This is a genomic window from Pseudomonas baltica (assembly GCF_014235765.1).
Lineage (GTDB): Bacteria > Pseudomonadota > Gammaproteobacteria > Pseudomonadales > Pseudomonadaceae > Aquipseudomonas > Aquipseudomonas baltica.
Window position 1 is genome coordinate 77,375 of record NZ_JACMYH010000004.1, and the last position, 22,511, is coordinate 99,885.

Below are 22,511 nucleotides of genomic sequence, written 5' to 3' on the forward strand. Positions count from 1 at the left end.
GCTGCGGTGTATTAGGTACACCGCAGTGTGTTTTTCGCGGGCAGAGGGCTCGCCGCCCGTCCCGCTCCCACAATAGAAGGTCAGGCGAGGCGGGTGAGGGTCTTTACGCCTTCGGCAGTGCCCAGCAGCAGCACATCGGCCGGGCGAGCGGCGAACAGGCCGTTGGTGACCACGCCGACGATGGCATTGATCTGCGTTTCCAGCGCCACCGGGTCGGTGATCTGCATGTTGTACACATCGATGATGATGTTGCCGTTGTCGGTCACCACGCCTTCGCGATAGACCGGGTCGCCGCCCAGCTTCACCAACTGGCGCGCGACGTGGCTGCGGGCCATGGGAATGACTTCCACCGGCAGTGGAAACTCGCCCAGCACCGGCACCAGCTTGCTGCCATCGGCGATGCAGATGAAGGTGGTGGCCACGGCAGCGACGATCTTCTCGCGGGTCAGCGCAGCGCCGCCGCCCTTGATCAGGTTCAGGTGCTCGTCGCTTTCATCGGCGCCGTCGACATAGAACTCCAGGTCACCGACGCTGTTGAGTTCGTACACCGGGATGCCATGGCCCTTGAGCCGCGCAGCGGTTGCCTCGGAGCTGGCCACGGCGCCGTCGAAGGCGCTCTTGTGCTGGGCCAGCGCATCGATGAAGCAATTGGCGGTGGAACCGGTGCCGACACCGACAACGCTCTTTTCGCCCAGCTTGGGCAGAATGAAATCCACGGCAGCCTGGGCGACGGCCTGTTTGAGTTGGTCCTGGGTCATGCAAGCTCCGCAGCGGCAGTTGGGGCTCTAGTGGTTGCGGCCCCGAAGCCACGCATTATAAGGGCAAAACCTTGGTTTTGCGGTGGTCGTTGGCTTAGACTCATCGGCCCCGCCCGTTATCGTCAGTGATGTCTGCCATGCTCGAACAGTACGTAAAGATGATCCTCACCTCGCGCGTCTACGACGTCGCGGTGGAAACCCCTTTGCAGCCCGCCGGGCAGCTGTCCGAGCGTCTGAACAACAAGATTCTGCTCAAGCGCGAAGACCTGCAGCCGGTGTTCTCGTTCAAGATTCGCGGCGCTTACAACAAGCTGTCGCAGCTCACCGCGCAGGAAGCAGCATGCGGCGTGGTCACCGCGTCGGCCGGCAATCATGCCCAGGGCCTGGCGCTGGCGGCGCGCGAGCTGGGCATCAAGGCCACCATCGTGATGCCCAACACCACCCCCGAAATCAAGATCGCAGGTGTGCGCTCGCGCGGCGGCATCGTGGTGCTGCATGGCGATTCGTTTGCCGAAGCCCTGGCCCACTCGCTCAAGCTGGTGGACGAGCAGGGCATGGTGTACATCCATCCCTACGACGACCCCTACACCATTGCCGGGCAGGGCACCGTGGCCATGGAAATCCTGCGCCAGCATCCGGGCGATCTCGATGCGATCTTCGTACCGGTGGGCGGCGGCGGGTTGATCGCCGGCATTGCCGCGTACGTCAAATACCTGCGGCCGGGCATCAAGATCATCGGCGTCGAGCCGGACGATTCCAACTGCCTGCAGCAGGCCATGCACGCTGGGGAGCGCGTGGTGCTGCCGCAGGTCGGGCTGTTCGCCGATGGCGTGGCGGTGGCGCAGATCGGTCACTACACCTTCGAGATCTGCAAGGACCACGTGGACGAGGTGATCACCGTCAGCACCGACGAGATCTGCGCGGCGATCAAGGATATCTACGACGACACCCGTTCCATCACCGAGCCTGCGGGCGCGCTCGGGGTCGCCGGGATCAAGAAGTACGTCGAGGCCCGAGGCGTGTCGGGGCAGACCCTGGTGGCGATCGATTCGGGTGCCAACGTCAACTTCGATCGGTTGCGCCACGTGGCCGAGCGAGCCGAGCTGGGCGAGGGCCGCGAAGCCATCATCGCGGTGACCATCCCCGAGCGTCCGGGCAGCTTCAAGGCGTTCTGCGAGGCCATCGGCAAACGCCAGATCACCGAGTTCAACTACCGCTACCACACCGGCCATGAAGCGCACATTTTCGTCGGGGTGCAGACCCATCCCGAGCGGGACCCGCGCGCGGTGCTGCTGCAGACCCTCGAGGCGCATGGCTTCCCGGTGCTGGACCTGACCGACAACGAGCTGGCCAAGCTGCACATCCGCCATATGGTCGGTGGCCATGCGGTCAGGGTCAGTGACGAGATGGTGCTGCGCTTCGAGTTCCCCGAGCGTCCGGGGGCACTGTTCAACTTTCTCGACAAGCTGGGCGGGCGCTGGAACATCTCGATGTTCCACTACCGCAACCATGGCGCCGCCGATGGGCGTGTGGTGGCTGGGTTGCAGGTGCCCGAGGATGAACGCCATCTGGTAGCCGGCGCGCTGGCCGAGATCGGCTACCCGTTCTGGGATGAAACGGATAATCCGGCGTACAAGTTGTTCCTGGGTTAGTGATGCGGTGCACTGGCTTGAGTCCGCGGTGTGCCATTCGCGGGCAGAGCCCGCTCCCACAGGGGCGATGGGGTGTGCCAGTTGTTACAGGGGTAGGTCTCGCTGCGCTGAACTCGATGGCTGCTACGCTTGTCGATGATGCATCGTAATGGCCCACGGGGATCACGCGTCATGGAAAGCCTGGCGGTTCTGAAAATATTCCACGTCGCTGCCACTGTTGTGCTGCTGGGCAGTGTGGCGGCCGTCATCTACCGAGCCTGGCGCAGCTGGAAGGGCGGCGACCGGCTACCGTTCGCCAGCACCCTGCAACGGCCCTGGGTGTATGCCTGGCTGGTCATGGCCCTGAGCCTGGTGAGCTTTCCCGTCACGGGATGGTGGCTGGTGCACAGGGTCGGTTGGCCTTTGGGGCAAACCTGGATTCTCACCGCTGCGGTGCTGTATGTGATCGGCGGTGGGGTCTGGTTGCTGCTGATCAACCGGGTGAACCGCCTGCGCTTCGCGACTGGGTTGAACGAAGGCGTAATCGCGGCCAAGCGCCGCAATGTGTTGATCATCGCGACCGTTGCAGTGGTGGTGCTGCTGTCGATCATCGGCTTGATGGTGACCAAGCCCGCCTGAGACAAACCGCAGGGCATTGTTCGGCCGATGGCCGCTCCCACGGTTGGTCCCGATCCCTGTGGGAGCGGGCTCTGCCCGCGAAAAGAGCGCCGCGGTGTATCAGACAAACCGCAGCGCATTCTTCGCGGGCAGAGCCCCCTCCCACAGTTGGCAGCTATCAGCGCAGGGAGATTTCTTTCCAGCCGCGGCGTTTGGCTTCTTCATGCAGGCGTGGGTCCGGGTCCACCACCACCGGATGGGTGACCTGCTCTAGAAGAGGCAGGTCATTCATCGAGTCACTGTAGAAATAACTGTCCTGCAAGTCGTAGCCGTTTTCCTCCATCCAGCGATTCAAACGCGTCACCTTGCCTTCCTTGAAGCAAGGCACGTCGAAGCTGTGCCCGGTGTAGCGGCCGTCAACCATTTCGACTTCGGTTGCCAGCAAGGTCTCCACCCCAAGCCGCGCAGCGATCGGGCCAGTGACAAAGCGGTTGGTAGCAGTGATGATCACCAGCTTGTCACCCGCATCGCGATGCTGTTGCAGCAAGGCCGCGGCCTTGGGCAGCATTATGGGCTCGATGCAATCGCGCATGAATTCGCGATGCCATTCATCCAGTTGCGCCACGTCGGTCGCCGCGAGGATTTCCAGGGTGAAATCCAGGTACGCATTCAGGTCCAGGCGGCCGGCTAGGTAATCCTCGTAGAACTCATCGTTGCGTGCCTTGTACGTGTCGGCATCGAGAATGCCGCGTGTGCACAGATAGTCACCCCAGGCATGGTCGCTGTCGCCGCCGAGCAGCGTGTTGTCGAGGTCGAAGAGGGCCAGGCGCATGAAATGACTCGCATGAAGTAAGGAAAAGGCCCACAGAATACGGACTTTTCACATGCGTGCACATAAGCTACGCGGCGTCGTTGCTGCCTTCACAGGCTTTGTGGAACAATGCCAGAACATGCGTTTACGAGGTTGTTGCCGTGATCGACCCCGATGGTTTTCGCCCTAACGTTGGCATCATTCTTACCAATGACGCCGGTCAGGTGCTATGGGCTCGGCGTATCAATCAGGACGCCTGGCAATTCCCGCAAGGGGGTATCAACCCTCAGGAAACGCCGGAAGAGGCCTTGTACCGCGAGCTGAATGAAGAAGTCGGGCTGGAACGCCAGGATGTTGAAATACTTGCCTGCACCCGCGGCTGGTTGCGTTATCGTCTACCCCAACGCCTGGTGCGTACGCACAGCCAACCGTTGTGCATCGGCCAGAAACAGAAGTGGTTTCTGCTGCGCCTGGTGTCCAACGAACAGCGCGTGCGCATGGACCTGACCGGCAAGCCCGAGTTCGATGGCTGGCGCTGGGTCAGCTATTGGTATCCGCTGGGCCAGGTGGTGACATTCAAGCGCGAGGTCTACAGACGCGCGCTCAAAGAGCTAGCCCCGCGCCTTCTTTCGCGCGACTGACGACGGAGTTCGACCCCGAGCCATGCTCAATACGCTGCGCAAGATCGTCCAGGAAGTCAACTCCGCCAAGGATCTCAAGTCGGCGCTGGGGATCATCGTGCAACGCGTCAAGGAAGCCATGGGCAGCCAGGTCTGCTCGGTGTACCTGCTGGATCTGGAAACCAACCGTTTCGTCCTCATGGCCACCGAAGGCCTCAACAAGCGTTCCATCGGCAAGGTCAGCATGGCCCCCAACGAAGGCCTGGTGGGCCTGGTGGGCACGCGCGAAGAACCGCTCAACCTGGAAAATGCCGCCGGCCACCCGCGTTATCGCTACTTCGCCGAAACCGGTGAAGAACGCTACGCGTCGTTCCTCGGCACGCCGATCATCCACCACCGGCGTGTGGTGGGGGTGCTGGTGATCCAGCAAAAGGAGCGGCGTCAGTTCGACGAAGGCGAAGAAGCCTTCCTGGTTACCATGAGCGCGCAACTGGCGGGCGTCATCGCCCACGCCGAAGCCACCGGTTCGATCCGCGGCCTGGGGCGCCAGGGCAAGGGCATCCAGGAAGCGCGTTTCGTCGGCGTGCCCGGCTCGCCCGGCGCGGCGGTCGGGACCGCGGTGGTGATGCTGCCGCCGGCCGATCTGGACGTGGTGCCCGACAAGAGCGTCAGCGACATCGATGCCGAGCTGGCGTTGTTCCAGAACGCCCTGGAAGGCGTGCGCAACGACATGCGCACCCTGTCGGCGAAACTGGCCACGCAGCTGCGCCCCGAAGAGCGGGCCCTGTTCGACGTCTACCTGATGATGCTCGACGACGCTTCGTTGGGCAGCGAAGTGACCAACGTGATCAAGACCGGGCAGTGGGCCCAGGGTGCGCTGCGCCACGTCGTCACCGAGCACGTCAACCGCTTCGAATTGATGGACGACGCATATCTGCGCGAGCGCGCCTCCGACGTCAAGGACCTGGGGCGGCGCCTGTTGGCCTACCTGCAGGAGGCGCGTCAGCAAACCCTGGTCTACCCCGATAACACCATCCTGATCAGCGAAGAACTGTCGCCGGCAATGCTCGGCGAGGTGCCGGAAGGCAAGCTGGTGGGCCTGGTGTCGGTATTGGGCTCGGGCAACTCCCACGTCGCCATTCTGGCGCGCGCCATGGGCATCCCGACGGTCATGGGCCTGGTCGACCTGCCGTATTCCAAGGTCGACGGCATCAAGATGATCGTCGATGGCTACCATGGCGAGGTCTACACCAACCCCAGCGACATTCTCAGCAAGCAATTTGCCGATGTGGTCGAGGAAGAGCGGCAACTGGCGCTGGGCCTCGATGCTTTGCGCGAGCTGCCCTGCGTGACCCTGGACGGCCACCGCATGCCGCTTTGGGTCAACACCGGCTTGCTGGCCGATGTGGCCCGTGCCCAGCAACGCGGCGCCGAAGGTGTGGGGCTGTACCGCACCGAAGTGCCATTCATGATCAACCAGCGCTTTCCCAGCGAGAAGGAACAACTGGCGATCTACCGTGAGCAGCTGGCGGCCTTCCACCCCCTGCCGGTGACCATGCGCAGCCTGGACATCGGTGGTGACAAGTCGCTGTCGTACTTCCCCATCAAGGAGGAAAACCCGTTTCTGGGCTGGCGCGGTATCCGCGTGACCCTCGACCACCCGGAAATCTTCCTGGTGCAGACCCGCGCCATGCTCAAGGCCAGCGAGGGCCTGAACAACCTGCGTATCCTGCTGCCGATGATCTCCGGCACCCATGAGCTGGAAGAAGCCCTGCACTTGATCCACCGGGCTTGGGGCGAGGTGCGCGACGAAGGCACCGACGTGCCGATGCCGCCGGTGGGGGTGATGATCGAGATTCCCGCAGCGGTGTACCTGACCAAGGAACTGGCGCGGCAGGTCGATTTCCTCTCGGTCGGCTCCAACGACCTGACCCAGTACCTGCTCGCCGTGGACCGCAACAACCCGCGCGTGGCCGATTTGTACGACTACCTGCACCCGGCTGTGCTGCAGGCGTTGCAGCACGTGGTCACCGAGGCGCATGCCGAAGGCAAGCCGGTGAGTATCTGCGGCGAGATGGCTGGCGATCCGGCGGCGGCGATCTTGTTGATGGCCATGGGGTTCGACAGCCTGTCGATGAACGCCACCAACCTGCCCAAGGTGAAGTGGATGCTGCGCCAGGTGAACCTGAGCAAGGCCAAGGAGCTGCTGGCGCAGTTGAGCAAGATCGACAACCCGCAAGTTATCCACAGCTCGCTGCAACTGGCCCTGAAGAACCTGGGCCTGTCGCGGATGATCAATCCGAGCACGCCGAAGAAGCACTGAGGCGTGCTGCAAGCGGTCAAGGCCGCAACGGCATCCCTGCAGATCAAATGAAACACCGCAGTGCTCGTTTCGCGGCCGAAGACCGCTTCTACAGTAGATTCTGTATCCCTACGCTTGCCACTAGTAGCCTGTCCCAGGCTCTACCAGACCTACCATAGGTTCACCCCGTTGATGCCGGCGGATGTTGTCCAGCAGCACCTGGAATGCCGAATGCGGATCGGTCATAGCGCCGATATGTGGCGTGAGCCAGATGTTCGGGTGGCTGAGGAAGGGGTGATCGCTGCGCGGCGGCTCTTCTTCCAGCACATCGACGATCGCATGGGCCAAATGGCCTGAATCCAGCGCGGCCAGCAGGTCGCTTTCCACCAGATGGCCGCCGCGGCCCAGATTGATCAGGCTGGCGCCGGCCGGCAGCGCGGCGAAAGTCTGCGCATTGAGGATGCCAGCGGTGTCGGCGGTCAAGGGCAACAGGCACAGCAGGATGTCACAGCTGCCGAGAAAGTCCGGCAATTGCTCGCGGCCGCCATAGCAGTGCACGCCGGGCAGTGTCTTGAGCGTGCGCGACCAGCCACTCAAGGCAAAGCCGAACGGCCGCAGCGCGTTCAATGCCGCCTGGCCCAGATTGCCCAGGCCCATCACACCGACGCGGCGCTTGCCGGCCTCCAGCAGCGGATGGATCGCCCACTTGCCCTCGCGCTGTTGCTGCAGATAGGTCGGCATCTGGCGATGCAGGGCGAGCACGGCGAAGCCGGTGTACTCGATGATGCCTTGGGCAATGCCAGGGTCGAGCATGCGCACTACGCTGACCGACCCGGGAACGTGCGCAAGGTCGAACTGATCCACCCCCGCCGACGTGGCGAAAACCACCTGCAGTTGGGGGAATCGGTCATACAGGTCCGCTGGCGGCTGCCAGGCGGCGAAATAGCGGACCTGCGCCGGGTCGCCGATGTCCGGCCAGAAACGCACGGGAATATCCGCTGCATGCTGGGCGAACAGTGCCTTCCAGGCCGACGCACGCTCGTCGGGGACTTTGAACAGCAGCGTCATAAGGTGGGTTCTCGCTGACGATCGGAAGGAACACCGACGATGCCAGATTGCCGCGCAACATTCTCCCGAATCGAGCGGGCGAAACAGAACAAGTTGACCGTAGCAGCGGTGCTGTGTGGGAGCGGGGCTCTGCCCGCGAAAGGGCCGGTGCGGTGTGTCAGGGGTACCGCGGCGTCTGGTTCGCGGCCGATGACCGCTCCTACGAGCTGCGCAATCCCTGTAGGAGCGGCCTGTGGCCGCGAAAGGGGCGGTGCGGTGTCAGGGGTGCCGCGGCCTCAACAGGCGGCAGCGATGGCTTCGCCCAGGGCGCGGGTGGTGCCGGTGCCGCCGATGTCGGCGGTCAGTGGTGCGTGTTCCGGGCCCATGGCCAGGACCTTTTCAATGGCCGCCAGAACCGCCGCGCCAGCCTCCGGATGGCCCAGGTGTTCGAGCATCATGGCGCCGCACCAGATCTGCCCGATGGGGTTGGCGACGCCCTTGCCGGCGATGTCCGGCGCCGAGCCGTGTACCGGTTCGAACAGGCTGGGGAAGTTGCGTTCCGGGTTGATGTTGGCCGACGGCGCGATGCCGATGGTGCCAGTACAGGCCGGGCCAAGGTCGGAGAGGATGTCGCCGAACAGGTTGCTCGCCACCACCACGTCGAACCAGTCCGGATGCAGCACGAAGTTGGCCGTGAGAATGTCGATGTGGTACTTGTCGACGTTCACTTCCGGGTACTTCTTGCCCATCTCGACCACGCGCTCGTCCCAGTACGGCATGGTGATGGCAATGCCATTGGACTTGGTCGCTGAGGTCAGGTGTTTCTTCGGTCGGCTCTGCGCCAGTTCGTAGGCAAACTTGAGAATGCGGTCGACGCCGACCCGGGTCATCACCGTTTCCTGCAGGACGATCTCGCGGTCGGTGCCGGGAAACATCTTGCCGCCCACGCTGGAATATTCGCCTTCGGTGTTCTCGCGCACGACCCAGAAATCGATGTCACCAGGCTTGCGGTTGGCCAGCGGTGCCTTCACCCCAGGCATCAGCCGGCAAGGGCGCAGGTTGACGTACTGGTCGAACTCGCGGCGGAACTGCAACAGCGAATCCCACAGCGACACATGGTCGGGCACCACGTCGGGCCAGCCCACGGCGCCGAAGTAGATGGCGTCGTAGCCCTTGAGCGTTTCGAACCAGTCGTCCGGCATCATCTTGCCGTGAGCCAGGTAGTAATCGGCGCTGGCGAAGTCGAACCAGTCCCACTGCAAGTTCAGGTCGTAGCGGGCCGCCACGGTATCCAGCACACGGACCCCTTCGGGCATGACCTCCTTGCCGATGCCGTCACCGGGAATCACTGCAATCTTGTAATTGGACTTGCTCATGGTGCCACTCCACGGGTTGATGAACTTGCCGACTCAGTGTAATCAGGGTGTGCGGATTAATAATTGGCCTGGCGGTTAAGCCATTCTTAGATTCAGGTAAACAATCCATGAGCATGATCGATGACCTGAGCTTCTTTCAGCAGGTGGCCACCCGCGCCAGCCTGACCGATGTAGCCCGGCATCTTGGCCTGTCGCTGCCAGCGGTGAGCAAACGGCTGAGCCAACTGGAACAGCGCCTGGGTGTGCAGTTGCTGCAACGCACCACGCGACGCTTGTCGCTGACGCCCGAGGGTGTGCTGTACCTGGAAGGCGGGCGGCCTATCCTGCGTCAGCTCGATGAACTGGAAAGCGCGCTGGGCACGCGTCAGCCGACCCTGCACGGGCGACTGCGGATCAACGCCACCCTGGGCTTCGGTCGCAGGCATCTGGCTCAGGTAGTCTCTGCATTCGCGCGCCTGCATCCCGAGCTGGAAGTATCCCTGGAACTGAGCAGCCAGCCCATGAGCCTGCTCGATGATCAGTTCGACCTCGGCGTGTTCATGGGCGAGCCGCCCGATTCGCGGCTCATCGCCGTGCGCCTGCTGGAGAATCCGCGCGTGCTGTGTGCAGCACCGGGATACCTTGAGAACATGCCTGCACCCCTCCGGGTGGCCGATCTGGCCGCCCATAACTGCATCGTGCTGCGTCAGTTCGGCAGCGATTACGCCATCTGGCGCTTCCGCAAGGATGGCCAGGACTATGCGCACAAGGTGACCGGGACGCTGTCGAGCAATGATGGCGAGGTGGCGCTGGGGTGGGCGCTGGACGGCCACGGTTTGATCCTGAGGTCGCGCTGGGACGTGCAGGCCCATCTGCAGAGTGGCCGGCTGCAGGCGCTGCTGACCGATCATCAGGCACCGCAGGCCGACGTGTTTGCGATGTACCAGCAACGGCGCCATACGCCCCAGCGCATCACCGCATTCGTGCATTACCTGCGCGAGGCGCTGGGCCAACGATTGCCGTTTGCGGTCGGTGACCTGTAGCAGCGGCGCGAGCCGCGTCCGGCCTCGACGCGGTGGGGCAGATGTACCGCGGCGTTGGTGACGCGGCTCGCGCCGCTGCTACAGGGTAAGCGTGCCGGGGTGGGTATAGATAACCTGAAATCATGGTGGTACTGACTAATGGTGCATTGTCGCGCAGGCTTCGCCTCTTGTACCTTCCAGCGGTCCCGCTCGGTCAAACAAAAATACAGAACCGGTGCAAACATGGGCTACCCGTCGAGGTTTTTGTCGCTGCCGAATTAATCTACCCCCAGGATGATTTGCCATGAAAACCTTGTCTTTCGGTTCTGTCCTATCCCTGTTGTACGTGGCCATGGCGTGTTCCACCAGCGCCCAGGCCGAGCAGATTACCTTCGTGTCCCAAGGTGGCGTGTATCAAGAAGCGCAGACCAAGGCCATCCTCGACCCCGCCGCCAAGTTGCTTGGCATCACCATCAAGCAGGACAGCGTTCCGGACGCCTGGCCCATGGTCAAGGCCCAGGGCGAAACCGGCAAGCCGGTATGGGACGTGATCGACACCCCGCCTTCGAACTGTATCCGTGGTGGCCGCGAAGGCCTGATCGAACCGCTGGACCTGGCGAAAATGCCCAACGTCAAGGGCATGCCCGAGGCCTATCGCACGCCTTACTCGGTGGCCTACGAGTTCTATTCCTCGGTCCTGGGCTACAACACCAAGAGCCTGAAGAAGGTCCCGCAAAGCTGGGCCGACTTCTGGAACGTCAAGGACTTCCCGGGCACCCGCGCATTGCGCAACGACCCCATGGGTACCCTGGAAGCGGCGCTGATTTCCGATGGCGTGCCGCGCGACAAACTCTACCCGCTGGACGTCGACCGCGCCTACAAGCGCCTAGCCCAGATCAAGCCGGACATCGCCGTGTGGTGGAGTTCGGGCGGGCAATCGGCGCAGCTGCTCAACGACGGTGAAGTGGACATGCTGATGATCTGGAATGGCCGCGTAGGCGCGGTGAAGAAAGACAACGCCGATGTCGACTTCACCTACAACGACGGCATCCTGCAGAACACCCAGCTGTGCATCCTCAAGAACGCGCCGAACCTGGCCCAGGCGGTCAAGTTCGTCGACACCGCAGTGTCGCCCGATCTGCAGGCCGACCTGCCCAAGTACATCGATTACGGCCCTGGCAACCCCGCCGCGTTCGCTACTGGCAAGCTCAGCGCCGAACGGGGCAAGGAGCTCCCAAGCTCGCCGGAGAACGCCGCCAAGCAGGCGCTGATGTCCGAAGAGTGGTGGTCGTCGGCTGACGGTATTGCCGCCAAGGACCGCTGGTTGAAATTCGTCCAGTAAGGCGGCCGCAAGCGTGATCGACTATCTGATTCTCGGCGGCGGCAGCGCGGGGTGTGTGCTCGCCGCGCGGCTGTCCGAAGACCCCAGCAAGCGCGTGTGCCTGGTGGAAGCCGGGCGTGACATTGCGCCGGGCAAGATGCCCGCGGCCATCGCCAGTCGCTACCCCGGACGTGCCTATCTGGATGGGCGCAACATCTGGCAGCGCCTGACCGCACGCATGTCCACCCAGGGCAGCCGTCGCTATGAGCAGGCGCGCCTGCTCGGCGGCGGATCGGCGATCAATGCGCTGATGACCAACCGCGGGGCGCCGGATGACTACGACGAGTGGGGGCGGCTCGGTGCCGAAGGCTGGAGCTGGGAAAACTGCCTGCCGTACTTTCGCAAACTCGAAACCGACTGCGATTTCAGCGGGCCGCTGCACGGCAGCGACGGACCGATACGGATCCGGCGTACGGCGCCGGCCTTTCTGTCGCCCTTCGTGAAAGCGGTCATGGGCGTATTGGCGACTCGTGGCCTGCCCACCCGCCCGGACCAGAATGGGCAGTGGCAGGATGGCGTCTACGTGGGTGCCATCGGTGTCAGCGAGCAGGGTGAACGAATTCCGGTGTCGGTGTGCTATCTCACCGACGAGGTGCGTGCCCGCCCCAACCTGACCCTGCGCACCGAGTGTGTGGTGGACCGCGTGCTGTTCCGCGGCAACCAGGCGGTGGGCGCGCGTCTGCTGGGCCAGGCCGGCGTGGCCGAGGAAGTGTTTGCCGGGGAGGTGATCGTCTGCGCCGGGGCGATTCACAGCCCTGCGTTGTTGATCCGCAGTGGCGTTGGCCCGCTGGACCAATTGCTCGATCTGGGCGTGCCGCTGGTGGCCGACCGGCCGGGCGTGGGTGGCAATCTCATGGAGCATCCGTCGATTGCCGTGTCGGCGCTGCTGACGGCGCAGGGACGAACACCTCACGTCGACGAGCATCACGAGCAGGCCATCGTGCGCTTTTCATCCGGGTTGCCGGGCACGGTGCCGGGTGACATGCACGGTGCGATCCTGTCGCGTTCCGGCTGGCACTCGGTGGGCTACCGGCTGGGCACGATGTTTTTCTGGGTCAACAAGTCCTACTCGCGAGGGCGGGTGCAGGTGACGTCGCTGGATCCGTTGCAGGAGCCCGATGTCAGTTTCTCGATGCTGTCCGAAGCCCGTGACCTGCAGCGGTTGAAGCAGGCCCTGCGCATGGGTGCCGAGACGCTGTCGGCACCGGGGCTGGGCGGTCTGCGCAGTGTGGTGTTTCCATCCAGCTACTCGCCGCGGGTGGCCAAGGTGGCGATGCCTGGCCGTTTCAATGCCCTGCAGCGTGGGCTGTTGAGCGTGCTGCTGGACATCGCCGGCCCCTTGCGCGGGCTGTTGGTGCGAGGCCTGGTGACCCAAGGTGTGACCCTGGAAAAGTTGCTGGCCGACGACAAGGCACTGACGGCGTTCGTGCGCGCCAATGTGGGCGGCACCTGGCACCCGTCAGGCACATGCCGCATGGGCCGCGCGGAGGATCCCCAGGCAGTGACCTCGAGTAACGGGCGGGTGATCGGGGTAACGGGATTGCGGGTGTGCGATGCGTCGTTGATGCCGTCGATTCCATGCGCCAACACCAATGTGCCGACCATCATGATTGCCGAGCGTATCGCCGATCTGATCAAGGCGGGTTGAGGCGACGGTGTTTCAGGCAGACCGCGGCGCCTGGTTCGCGGCCGATGACCGCTCCTACGGGTGGCCGGTCAACGGTAGGAGCGGTCCTTGCCCGCGAAGGGCGCGCTGCGGTGTTTCAGGAAGGCCGCGGCGTCTGGTTCGCGGCCGATGGATGCCCCTACGGGTTGCCGGTCAACGGTAGGAGCGGTCCTTGGCCGCAAAGGGCGCGCTGCGGTGTTTCAGGAAGGCCGCGGCGTCTGGTTCGCGGCCGATGGATGCCCCTACGGGTTGCCGGTCAACGGTAGGAGCGGTCCTTGGCCGCGAAGGGCGCGCTGTGGTGTGTCAGGTACCCCAACCCACGATACCCTTCACCTCCAGAAACGCCTCCAACCCCCATTCGGCGTATTCGCGGCCATTGCCCGATTGCTTGTAGCCACCGAACGGCGCCGCTGCGTCCCAGCTGGGATAGTTGATGTAGACGCTGCCGGCGCGCATCTGCAGGGCCACCTGGCGTGCCCGCGCAAGGCTGGCCGACTGCACGTACGCCGCCAGCCCGAACACACTGTCGTTGGCCATACGTACCGCGTCCTGCTCATCGGTATAGGGCTGGATCACCAGCACCGGGCCGAAGATCTCTTCGCGGGCAATCGTCATCTGTGCATCCACCCCGGCGAAAATCGTTGGCTGCACGTAATACCCGAGGTCCAACCCGGCCGGCCGGCCCAGCCCGCCACACACCAACTGCGCGCCTTCTTCGATGCCGATGGCGATCATCCGCTGGATCGCCTGGTATTGCCGGTCACTGATCACCGGGCCCAGGGTCGTGGACGGGTCGTCGGGCGCGCCGACTCGATGGGCCGATGCCGCCACGCGAGCGATCGCCACTGCCTGGTCGTGCAGCGCGGCAGGCACCAGCATCCGCGTGGGCGCGTTGCAGGACTGGCCACTGTTGCCGAAGCACCCGTTGACCCCTGCCGTCACCGCTGCGTGCAGGTCTACATCGTCGAGCAGGATATTGGCCGACTTGCCGCCCAGTTCCTGGTGCACCCGCTTGACCGTCGGTGCGGCCAGCCGCGCCACCTCCACGCCGGCCCGGGTGGAGCCGGTGAACGACACCATGTCCACGTCGGGGTGACTGGCCAGCGCTGCGCCCACGCCAGGCCCGTCACCATTGATCAGGTTGAACACGCCCGCCGGCACTCCGGCGCTGTGCAGCACTTCGGCAAAAATGATGGCGTTGATCGGCGCGATCTCGCTGGGCTTGAGCACCAGGGTGCAGCCGGCGGCCAGTGCCGGTGCCACCTTGCAGGCGATCTGATTGATCGGCCAGTTCCAGGGCGTGATCAAGGCCACCACGCCGACTGGCTCTTGATTGATCAGCGTGGTGCCGCGCCGGGTGCGGAACTCGAAGCTGTCCAGGGTGCGCAGCATCTGCTCCAGGTGTCGCTTGCCGATGCCGGCCTGCCAGTCATGGGCCAAGGCTCGCGGTGCGCCGACCTCCTGCATGATGGCCGCGGCAATGTCGTCGTAGCGGGCCATGAACGACTCGAGGATCCGTCCGAGCAGCGCCTTGCGCTCGGCCGGAGTGGTAAACGCAAAGCCGGTAAAGGCGCGTCGCGCCGCCGCGACCGCCGCATCGACATCGGCCTGTTCACCCAAGGCGATTTCGGTAAACGCCTGCTCGCTGGCCGGATTGATCACCGCCAGGCGCCGCGCGCCTGAAGGCTCGACCCATCGGCCGTCTATATAGAACTTCAACGCGTTGTCCAAAATTCGCTCTCCACAGTGATAAAAAAGGCCGATGCGCCTGCGTCCCCGTAGCAGCGGCGCAAGCCGCGTCCGGGTTCGTCGCGGTCGGTCAGGCGTACCGCATATGCCGCCGACGCGGCTCGCGCCGCTGCTACAAGCACCCCGCGATCCCCCGTAGCAGCGGCGCAAGCCGCGTCCGGGTTCGCTGCGGTCGTTCAGGCGTACCGCATATACCGCCGACGCGGCTCGCGCCGCTGCTACAAGCACCCCGCGATCCCCTGCAGCAGCGGCGCAAGCCGCGTCCAGGTCCGCCGCGGTCGCTCAGGCGTACCGCATATGCCGCCGACGCGGCTCGCGCCGCTGCTACAAGCACCCCGCGATCCCCTGTAGCAGTGGCGCGAGCCGCGTCCGGGTTCGTCGCGGTCGGTCAGGCGTACCGCATATGCCGCCGACGCGGCTCGCTGCGGTCGGTCAGGCGTATCGCATATGCCGCCGACGCGGCTCGCTGCGGTCGTTCAGGCGTACCGCATATGCCGCCGACGCGGCTCGCGCCGCTGCTACAGGCACCCCGCGATCCCCTGTAGCAGCGGCGCAAGCCGCGTCCGGGTTCGCTGCGGTCGGTCAGGTACACCGCATATGCCGACAGCGCCACAGGGAAAAAGGGGTTACATGCCGTCAGAATAGGAACGGTTTTCCTGTCAGGGCAATTTACTAATAGTTTTCCCAGGCATAAACTCAGGTAATGTCCAACCTTCGCAGAAAACTGCCCAGCTCCGGTTCCTTGTTCGTTTTCGAGGCAGCCGCCCGTTGCGGCAGTTTCACCCGTGCGGCCGACGAACTCTGCGTCAGCCAGCCTGCCGTGAGCCGCATGCTCTCGCGCCTGGAAGAACACCTTGGGGTGCAGTTGTTCGAACGCGTTCGTGGCGGCGCGCGGCTCACCGAAAGCGGGACCCTTCTTTACCGCCGGGTCCAGGAAGGTTTCGACACCATCGAATCGGCCATCGGCGAAATCTCGGCCCGCGCTACCGGCATGGAAACCATCACCCTGTCGGTGTCCACCGCGTTCACCACGCATTGGCTGATGCCGCGCATGAGCCGTTTCAGCGAGCGCTTTCCCGCGGTGGACATGCGTTACCAACTCATGTCCGGGCGCATCGGCGGACCGTTGATGGATGTCGACCTGGGCATGCGCTACCTCGACGCCGGCAGCGTCAAGGCCGCAGACAGCCTGGTTCTCCCGGAGATCACCCTGCCCGTCTGCAGCCCGCAGTACCGTGCCGGCGTACCGAGCGGCAAGGGCAAGAATGCAATGCCTGCGCTGATCCACATGGACAACCAGGACCGTACCTGGGCGACGCCTTTCGACCAGGGTGGACGCGCAGACAATGCCCTGGTGTTCTCCGATTATGCGGTGGTGGTGCAGGCCGCCCTGCTTGGCCAGGGCATGGCCCTGGGTTGGCTCAACGTGGTCTCGCACTGCCTGGCCAACGGGCAGTTGCTGCCGGTGGGTGACGAGGTCACGGTCAGTGCCCGGCACTGCTGCCTGGTGACACCGGCCAACCGTCCGAGCCGCCCTATCGTGGAAAGCGTGCGCCAGTGGATCATCGAAGAAATGCAGGCCGACATCGTGCGCGTCGACGCGCTTTACCCACAGTTATGCCTGGCACGGAAGATCGCGGAGGCGTCATGAACACAGGTATGCCGCCATCGCGGGAAAAACAGTAGGTTATGCCCTGAGGTAAGGACAAAACAGAACATATGGCGATTCACCCGGCTGATAATTGAACCACACCTTGCACCTTCCCCTGGTTCATCATGCGGAGCGCCCTATGTCATTCAAGCAGTTCAAAGCCCTGACGTTCGATGTCGTCGGCACCCTGATCGATTTCGAAGCCGGCATTCTCAACCATGTGCGCGAAGTGGCTGGCGAAGCGGGCAAGGCGTGCAGCGACGACGACATTCTGAAGGCCTACCGCGATGCCCGCGCGATGCCCGATTCGGGCTGGTGGCCGGATGACCTGGAGCGCTGCTATCACTTGATCGCGCGCCAGCTCGGCTTGCCGGACAGCGACGAATACGCCCGCGGCCTGGCGTTGGCGGTGGAAAACTTCCCGGCCTTCCCCGACTCGATCGAGGCGCTCAAGCGTCTGCACAAGCACTTCAAGCTGGTGGCCACCACCAACTCGCAGATCTGGGCCTTGAACCACATGGCCAAGACCCTCGACGAGCCGTTCGATGTGCGCGTGACCGTTGACGATGTGCGGTTCGAGAAGCCCGATCCGCAGTTTTTCGCCTACACCCGTGGGGTGCTGGCCACGCAGGGCATCGTCTTCGAAGAGATTCTCCACGTTGCGCAGAGCCAGTACCACGACATTGGCGTGGCCATGCGCCTGGGCTACCAGACCTGCTGGATCGAACGTCGCCACGCGCAAAAGGGCAGCGGCGGCACCCTGGAATCCGAGCACACCAAGCCGCACTACCATTTCACCTCGTTGGCGCAACTGGCCGACGCGGTCGAACAGGAACTGGGCTGACAACAGCGGCGCTTGCTCCGAGCGCCGCCTTCTGGTGGAAACCGGCTATGACTGCGAAGAGTTTATGGGCGGCCACCGCCCGACCGGCCCCGGCCCTGCAAGCATTGCAGGGCGAGCGGCAGTGCGACGTGGTGATCGTCGGTGCCGGCTACACCGGGCTGTCTGCGGCTCATCACATTGCCCTGAGCGGCCGCGAGCCGTTGATTCTGGAAGCCAATACCCTGGCCTGGGGCGCCAGTGGCCGTAACGGTGGCGTGGTGTCACCCAAGTTTCGCGTCGGCTTTCCTGCCCTGATGCAGCGCTTCGATCGCGACACCGCTCTGCACATGTACCGCACCGGTTATGCAGCCGTGGACAGCCTGGTGGAAATGATCGACAGCCTAGGCATCGAGGGCGCGCAGTTGCACATGGGTGGGCACATCGCCGCGGCCCACAACGAACTTGCCTTGAACGGGCTGCGCAACACCGCTGACTGGATCAAGCGCGAAACCGGCGGCGAGTCGTCGCGCATGATCGACGCGGTGCAGGTGCGGGAAATGACCGGCTCGACCCTTTTTCACGGCGGGCTGCTGACGCCGAAGGCGGGCGGCATTCACCCGCTCAACTATGCCCGGGGCATGGCTCACAGCCTGAACGAGCGCGGCGTGAAGATGTTCATCAACAGCCCGGCGTTGCAGGTCCGCCAGGAAGGCGACCGGGTCATCGTGCAGACGCCTCAGGGGAGGGTCAGTGCCAGACAGGTGGTGTATGCCACCAATGGCTATTCCGACCAGAGCGCTGCGACCGATACTCTGCACCGACGACTTATCCCCTTTCGTAGCGCAATCATTGCCACTGCACCACTGCCGGCCGACGTATTGGCCACGCTGATGCCCGGCGGCCAGGTCTGTGGCGACACCAAACGCATGCTGCGCTGGTTCCGGGTGGTCGGCGACCGGTTGATCTTCGGCGGCCGCGGAGCGTTCGGCAAGGACGATTCGGACAGCGCCTTCGCCACCCTGCAACGCAGCATGGGCGAGGTGTTTCCGGTCCTGCGCGACCAGCCTGTGGCGTTTCGCTGGTCTGGGCTGGTGGCCATGACCCTCGATTACCTGCCCCACGCAGGTCAACTGGACGCGCGCAGCTTCTATGCCATCGGCTACAACGGCGGTGGCGTGGCGATGTCCACCTACATGGGCAAGCAACTGGCAGCCATGACCGCGGGCGAACCGGTGCAACTGGGCCTGCTGGCGGGCGACACGTTCAAACCCATTCCCCTGCATGCCTTTCGCGCGCCGGGTGTACGCTTGGCGGCAGGTTGGCAACAACTGCTTGATGCCATCGGCCGCTGAGCCGCGAACTTCTTCATTGCCAAGACGAGACCTATGCCCCCGATCCTGCATTATTCACAGCCCGCCATCGAACGCCGTCTACCCGTCGCCGCCTTTGCGTTGCAGGACGACCCCCTGGCGGCCGGCCGTACCGTGCATTTCCATGACCCCCACACGGGCTACGCGGTGGGCGCGTCGACCAGCGTCGGCGCCAATTTGTCGATCGATGATTTTCCCTGGGTCGAACTGGGGATTGTGGAGGCCGGCGAGCTGACCCTGCAGGGCGAGGGCTTCGACCTGCGCCTGAAGGCCGGGGATTGTTTCGTGGTGCCTCGTGGTGTGGCGGTGCGCTGGCAGCATCGCGGGCAGTTGCGCCGTCTGTTCATGGCTTTTCCCGGCTTGCCGCCGAGCACTGACATGCCTCGCACGCCGCTGAAGATCGACTTCGCTCAACCACTGCCGCCCAGCGAGCCGCCGTCGGCAACGGTGCTGCTGACTCCGGCTCCGAAAGCCTGGAGCGAAACGCTGTTCAGCGCGGCCAACCTGCGTATCGGCCTATGGCAGTGCGAGGCCTACGCGCGCAAGCAGGTGCAGCCGGCCTACAGCGAGCTGATGTTCATTCTGGAAGGCGCAGTGACCTTGACGCCCGAGCAGGGCGACGCCTGTACGGTCAGCGCCGGCGAGGTCGTGGTGGTGCCGGCGGGGGCGACCAATGCCTGGTCGAGCGAGCAGACGGTGCGCAAGGTGTTTTGCATTTTGAGTTGAGGCGGCGTAACGGCCGGACGCGGCGTGGGATGTGTAGGGTGGGCGGACGTGAACATCGGCCTGTAGCAGCGGCGCGAGCCGCGTCCGGGGTCACCGCGGTGTGGGAATCAAACCGCGCGCACCAAACTGCGCAACGGCACAGCGCTCTTGAGCACCGGGCTCTTGATGACGATGTAGCTGAAATACTTGTCGATACCGATGTTCTTGTCGAGGATCGACTCCATCAGCTCCTGGTAGTGCTGGATGCTGCTGCACAGGAACCGCACCAGGTAGTCATACCCGCCGCTGATCAAATGGCACTCGAGCACCTCGTCGATGTTGCGGATGCTCGATTCGAACTTCACGAAATCGGCGCGTTTGTGGTCCGACAGGGTCACCTCGGTGAACACCGTGACGGAGCTGGCGAACTTGGCCAGATTGACGTGCGCTTCATAGCCACTGATGTAGCCCGCCGACTCCAGGCGTTTGACTCGTTGCAGGCAGGGGCTGGGGGACAGGCCAACGGCTTCGGCGAGGCTGACGTTGGTCATGCGCCCGTCCTTCTGCAGCTGCACCAAAATATTGATGTCGATGCGATCCAGTTTCGTTGCAGCATCCATGGGGTGGACCTCGTCAAGTCAAAGCATGAACGTGGGCCTCAGGCGTGCAATGCCGTTTGATGGGCATGGGCGAGGTCTGCAAGGCTGGCGTATTCACAGCGCTTGCCGTCCAGAGCCTGGGGCGAAAGATTCCATGGCTGGCGGTGGTCGCGGTGCAGGGTACACACCGGAAAATCCACGCGCAGGTTCCAGGGGTCATCCGTTTCGGTACTGCGCACCGGCAGCAACTGCGAGCGCTCCAGGCCCAGGCGCTGCAGCTCGGTGGCGAGGCTGCTGTGCCAGTCATCGTTGCAAGGTTCGATGACCGCATCGAATGCCACCGGCAAGCGTTGGGTCAGGGCGCCGACATCGATGCCGTGGGGTGGGGCGATCAGTATCAACCGGTAGAACTTGCTCAGGTACTGCAGGGCGCCGGGGGCGTCTTCGAAGATCGGCCAATGGGCCGACGAGCTACCGAAAGCCACACTTTCATCCCAGCCGGGAATCACATGCAATCGGTGCGCCATGCGCTGGTACAGCTGGCCGTGGAACGCACTGGCACTGGGGTTGCCGCCCGCCTGGCCGAGCTCCTGGGCGATGGCGCGGTAGGCCGTCAGCAGTTGCGCGTCACTGCCGGGAGTCTCGCTCTGCACCGACAAGGGTCGCAGGCCTTCGAGAATGCCCCGTTCACGGTCGACCAGGGTGGCATAAGAGAACCCCAGGGCCTTGTACTGTGTGACTTTCATGGAATGCTCCTGAGCGACGGTATGAAGGGCTTCCCTGCAGACTCCTACAGCTTTTCCACCGTAGGAGCGGTCGGTGGCCGCGAACAGCGCGCCGCAGTGTGCCAGGTGTACCGCGGCGCATTCTTCGCGGCCGCTGACCGCTCCTACGTTTGGCCCTGATCCCTGTAGGAGCGGTCCGTGGCCGCGAAGAGCGCGCTGCCCGCCCCGCTCCCACAGTCAGGCCCCGGCTTTTGCCAATGCCTTGTCGAGCATCTGCAAGGCTTCTGCCACCTGCTCGGCGCTGGTCACCAGCGGCGCGAGGAAGCGAACCACGTTGCGATACAGCCCACACTTGATCACCAGCAACCCCGCCTGGCGCGCTTGGTCGATGACCCGCTGGGCCAGATCGGCGTCGGCGCTGTGCCCGGCATCGTCCTTGACCATCTCGATGGCCAGCATGAAGCCCAGGCCCCGCACATCACCGATGCGCGGATAGCGTTTCTGCAGCCCCAGCAAGCCCTCGCGCAACTGCACCGCACGCTGCTCGCCCTGCGCCAGCAGGTCTTCGTGCTCGAACAGGTCCAACACCGCCAGCGCCGCCGCACAGGCCACGGCGTTGCCACCGTAGGTGCCGCCCAACCCACCGGGCGTCGGCGCATCCATGATCTCGGCTCGGCCCACCACGCCCGACAGTGGCATGCCACCGGCCAGCGACTTGGCCACCGTGACCAGATCCGGCTGGATACCCGCATGCTGGAAACCGAACATTTTCCCGGTACGGCCGAATCCGGCCTGGATTTCATCGGCAATCAACACGATGCCATGCTGCGTGCACAGCGCGCGCAGCGCCTGGAGAAACTCGACCGGCGCGGCCAGGAAACCGCCGTCGCCCTGCACCGGTTCGATCAGGATCGCCGCTACCCGATCCGGCGCCACGTCGCTGGCAAACAGCTCGTGCAACTGCGCCAGGGCGTCGTCGCTGCTGATGCCGCGATAGGCATTGGGGTAGCTGGCGTGATAGATCTCCGCCGGGAACGGGCCGAAATTCTGTTTGTAGGGCTGGCTCATGCCGGTCAAGGTCACACCCAACAGGGTGCGTCCGTGGAACCCTCCGCGAAACGAAATCACCGCAGGCCGCTGGGTGTAGCCGCGGGCGATCTTGATCGCGTTTTCCACCGCTTCGGCGCCGGAGGTGAACAGCACACTCTTGTAGTGCTCGTCCCCGCCGACCAGCACGTTCAGCCGCGCGGCCACGTCGATGTAGGTCTCGTAGGCCGCCACCTGAAAACTGACATGGGACACCTTGCCCACCTGGCTGCGCACCGCCTCGACCACAGCGGGGTGGTTGTGGCCGACATTGAGCACGCCGATACCGCCGACGAAATCCAGATAGCGCTTGTTGTCCACATCCCACAGCTCGGCACCCTGGGCGCGCGCGGCCACGATCGGGTGCGCGGTGGCGATGCCACGGGGCACGTGTTGTTCGCGCAGGGCCAGCAGGCGTTGATTTTCGGTCAGTGCAGAATTCATCTCGATCTCCGTGAGCGCCGAGCGTGGCGGGTGATGTGATCAGGATAAGGAGTGGCGCAAATCACAAGCACCGAAGTTGTGGGTTTGGCTGGGGTGTTTGCGTTTTTTTTGCGGGTGGGGCGGTAGATTCGGTTGTTTGGGTGGTGGG

Annotated in this window: 19 protein-coding genes; 11 read left to right on the forward strand and 8 right to left on the reverse strand. The window is 64.0% G+C overall.

Going from position 1 to position 22,511, the window contains the following annotated elements; genetic code table 11:
• Positions 1-80: 80 nt before the first annotated feature.
• Positions 81-758: a ribose-5-phosphate isomerase RpiA gene (gene rpiA / locus H7993_RS14780; protein WP_185794837.1), complete on the reverse strand. Its 678-nt coding sequence runs from the start codon at positions 756-758 to the stop codon at positions 81-83.
• A 137-nt stretch (positions 759-895) separates the two neighbouring features.
• Here rpiA and ilvA point away from each other — a divergent pair, with 137 nt between their 5' ends.
• Complete coding sequence (gene ilvA, locus H7993_RS14785) at positions 896-2,410, forward strand: threonine ammonia-lyase, biosynthetic (RefSeq protein WP_185794838.1); 1,515 nt, start codon at positions 896-898, stop codon at positions 2,408-2,410.
• A 171-nt stretch (positions 2,411-2,581) separates the two neighbouring features.
• A complete protein-coding gene (locus H7993_RS14790) occupies positions 2,582-3,028 on the forward strand; it encodes a DUF2269 family protein (RefSeq protein ID WP_185794839.1) in 447 nt (148 codons plus the stop codon).
• A gap of 157 nt (positions 3,029-3,185) precedes the next feature.
• Here H7993_RS14790 and H7993_RS14795 read toward each other — a convergent pair whose 3' ends face one another.
• A complete protein-coding gene (locus H7993_RS14795; protein ID WP_185794840.1) occupies positions 3,186-3,839 on the reverse strand; it encodes a histidinol-phosphatase in 654 nt (217 codons plus the stop codon).
• 140 nt (positions 3,840-3,979) lie between these two features.
• Here H7993_RS14795 and H7993_RS14800 point away from each other — a divergent pair, with 140 nt between their 5' ends.
• Positions 3,980-4,459 (forward strand): RNA pyrophosphohydrolase, encoded by a 480-nt coding sequence (locus tag H7993_RS14800; RefSeq protein ID WP_043191776.1) that lies wholly within the window; start codon positions 3,980-3,982, stop codon positions 4,457-4,459.
• A gap of 22 nt (positions 4,460-4,481) precedes the next feature.
• On the forward strand, positions 4,482-6,761 hold the full coding sequence (gene ptsP / locus H7993_RS14805) for a phosphoenolpyruvate--protein phosphotransferase (protein ID WP_043191774.1): 2,280 nt from the start codon (positions 4,482-4,484) through the stop codon (positions 6,759-6,761).
• A gap of 120 nt (positions 6,762-6,881) precedes the next feature.
• On the opposite strand, the gene H7993_RS14810 is transcribed toward ptsP, so the two are convergent.
• Together H7993_RS14810 and H7993_RS14815 are read right to left on the reverse strand one after the other, a co-directional pair.
• Complete coding sequence (locus H7993_RS14810; RefSeq protein ID WP_185794841.1) at positions 6,882-7,808, reverse strand: 2-hydroxyacid dehydrogenase; 927 nt, start codon at positions 7,806-7,808, stop codon at positions 6,882-6,884.
• 275 nt (positions 7,809-8,083) lie between these two features.
• Positions 8,084-9,163, reverse strand: a complete 1,080-nt coding sequence (locus H7993_RS14815) for a tartrate dehydrogenase (RefSeq protein ID WP_122480614.1) — start codon at positions 9,161-9,163, stop codon at positions 8,084-8,086.
• A gap of 107 nt (positions 9,164-9,270) precedes the next feature.
• Here H7993_RS14815 and H7993_RS14820 point away from each other — a divergent pair, with 107 nt between their 5' ends.
• The 3 genes from H7993_RS14820 to H7993_RS14830 all read left to right on the forward strand — a co-directional run bounded on the left by H7993_RS14820 (position 9,271) and on the right by H7993_RS14830 (position 13,193).
• A complete protein-coding gene (locus H7993_RS14820; RefSeq protein ID WP_185794842.1) occupies positions 9,271-10,185 on the forward strand; it encodes a LysR substrate-binding domain-containing protein in 915 nt (304 codons plus the stop codon).
• A gap of 283 nt (positions 10,186-10,468) precedes the next feature.
• Complete coding sequence (locus H7993_RS14825) at positions 10,469-11,506, forward strand: ABC transporter substrate-binding protein (protein ID WP_122480612.1); 1,038 nt, start codon at positions 10,469-10,471, stop codon at positions 11,504-11,506.
• Between the two features lie 13 nt (positions 11,507-11,519).
• Positions 11,520-13,193: a GMC family oxidoreductase N-terminal domain-containing protein gene (locus H7993_RS14830; protein WP_185794843.1), complete on the forward strand. Its 1,674-nt coding sequence runs from the start codon at positions 11,520-11,522 to the stop codon at positions 13,191-13,193.
• Between the two features lie 321 nt (positions 13,194-13,514).
• Here H7993_RS14830 and H7993_RS14835 read toward each other — a convergent pair whose 3' ends face one another.
• On the reverse strand, positions 13,515-14,942 hold the full coding sequence (locus tag H7993_RS14835) for an aldehyde dehydrogenase family protein (RefSeq protein ID WP_185794844.1): 1,428 nt from the start codon (positions 14,940-14,942) through the stop codon (positions 13,515-13,517).
• Between the two features lie 721 nt (positions 14,943-15,663).
• Here H7993_RS14835 and H7993_RS14840 point away from each other — a divergent pair.
• The 4 genes from H7993_RS14840 (at position 15,664) to H7993_RS14855 (ending at position 19,530) form a co-directional block, all read left to right on the forward strand.
• The gene (locus H7993_RS14840) at positions 15,664-16,611 is read left to right on the forward strand and encodes a LysR family transcriptional regulator (protein WP_185794845.1); all 948 of its coding nucleotides are present in this window, start codon (positions 15,664-15,666) and stop codon (positions 16,609-16,611) included.
• Between the two features lie 139 nt (positions 16,612-16,750).
• The gene (locus H7993_RS14845; RefSeq protein ID WP_122480608.1) at positions 16,751-17,455 is read left to right on the forward strand and encodes an HAD-IA family hydrolase; all 705 of its coding nucleotides are present in this window, start codon (positions 16,751-16,753) and stop codon (positions 17,453-17,455) included.
• A 47-nt stretch (positions 17,456-17,502) separates the two neighbouring features.
• Complete coding sequence (locus H7993_RS14850) at positions 17,503-18,786, forward strand: NAD(P)/FAD-dependent oxidoreductase (RefSeq protein WP_185794846.1); 1,284 nt, start codon at positions 17,503-17,505, stop codon at positions 18,784-18,786.
• 33 nt (positions 18,787-18,819) lie between these two features.
• On the forward strand, positions 18,820-19,530 hold the full coding sequence (locus H7993_RS14855) for a cupin domain-containing protein (RefSeq protein ID WP_185794847.1): 711 nt from the start codon (positions 18,820-18,822) through the stop codon (positions 19,528-19,530).
• Between the two features lie 107 nt (positions 19,531-19,637).
• On the opposite strand, the gene H7993_RS14860 is transcribed toward H7993_RS14855, so the two are convergent.
• The 3 genes from H7993_RS14860 to gabT all read right to left on the reverse strand — a co-directional run bounded on the left by H7993_RS14860 (position 19,638) and on the right by gabT (position 22,363).
• The gene (locus H7993_RS14860; protein WP_043191751.1) at positions 19,638-20,129 is read right to left on the reverse strand and encodes an Lrp/AsnC family transcriptional regulator; all 492 of its coding nucleotides are present in this window, start codon (positions 20,127-20,129) and stop codon (positions 19,638-19,640) included.
• A gap of 38 nt (positions 20,130-20,167) precedes the next feature.
• On the reverse strand, positions 20,168-20,854 hold the full coding sequence (locus tag H7993_RS14865; RefSeq protein WP_185794848.1) for an HAD family hydrolase: 687 nt from the start codon (positions 20,852-20,854) through the stop codon (positions 20,168-20,170).
• Positions 20,855-21,070: 216 nt separating this feature from the next.
• Positions 21,071-22,363, reverse strand: a complete 1,293-nt coding sequence (gene gabT, locus H7993_RS14870; RefSeq protein ID WP_185794849.1) for a 4-aminobutyrate--2-oxoglutarate transaminase — start codon at positions 22,361-22,363, stop codon at positions 21,071-21,073.
• Positions 22,364-22,511: the final 148 nt, after the last annotated feature.

Coding starts and splice junctions, on each gene's coding strand:
- H7993_RS14850 (WP_185794846.1), top strand. CDS start 17,503: ATGACTGCGAAGAGTTTATGGGCGGCCACCGCCCGACCGGCCCCGGCC.
- H7993_RS14810 (WP_185794841.1), bottom strand. CDS start 7,808: ATGACGCTGCTGTTCAAAGTCCCCGACGAGCGTGCGTCGGCCTGGAAG.
- H7993_RS14865 (WP_185794848.1), bottom strand. CDS start 20,854: ATGAAAGTCACACAGTACAAGGCCCTGGGGTTCTCTTATGCCACCCTG.
- H7993_RS14845 (WP_122480608.1), top strand. CDS start 16,751: ATGTCATTCAAGCAGTTCAAAGCCCTGACGTTCGATGTCGTCGGCACC.
- gabT (WP_185794849.1), bottom strand. CDS start 22,363: ATGAATTCTGCACTGACCGAAAATCAACGCCTGCTGGCCCTGCGCGAA.
- H7993_RS14820 (WP_185794842.1), top strand. CDS start 9,271: ATGAGCATGATCGATGACCTGAGCTTCTTTCAGCAGGTGGCCACCCGC.
- rpiA (WP_185794837.1), bottom strand. CDS start 758: ATGACCCAGGACCAACTCAAACAGGCCGTCGCCCAGGCTGCCGTGGAT.
- ilvA (WP_185794838.1), top strand. CDS start 896: ATGCTCGAACAGTACGTAAAGATGATCCTCACCTCGCGCGTCTACGAC.
- H7993_RS14840 (WP_185794845.1), top strand. CDS start 15,664: ATGTCCAACCTTCGCAGAAAACTGCCCAGCTCCGGTTCCTTGTTCGTT.
- H7993_RS14790 (WP_185794839.1), top strand. CDS start 2,582: ATGGAAAGCCTGGCGGTTCTGAAAATATTCCACGTCGCTGCCACTGTT.
- ptsP (WP_043191774.1), top strand. CDS start 4,482: ATGCTCAATACGCTGCGCAAGATCGTCCAGGAAGTCAACTCCGCCAAG.
- H7993_RS14795 (WP_185794840.1), bottom strand. CDS start 3,839: ATGCGCCTGGCCCTCTTCGACCTCGACAACACGCTGCTCGGCGGCGAC.
- H7993_RS14825 (WP_122480612.1), top strand. CDS start 10,469: ATGAAAACCTTGTCTTTCGGTTCTGTCCTATCCCTGTTGTACGTGGCC.
- H7993_RS14855 (WP_185794847.1), top strand. CDS start 18,820: ATGCCCCCGATCCTGCATTATTCACAGCCCGCCATCGAACGCCGTCTA.
- H7993_RS14860 (WP_043191751.1), bottom strand. CDS start 20,129: ATGGATGCTGCAACGAAACTGGATCGCATCGACATCAATATTTTGGTG.
- H7993_RS14815 (WP_122480614.1), bottom strand. CDS start 9,163: ATGAGCAAGTCCAATTACAAGATTGCAGTGATTCCCGGTGACGGCATC.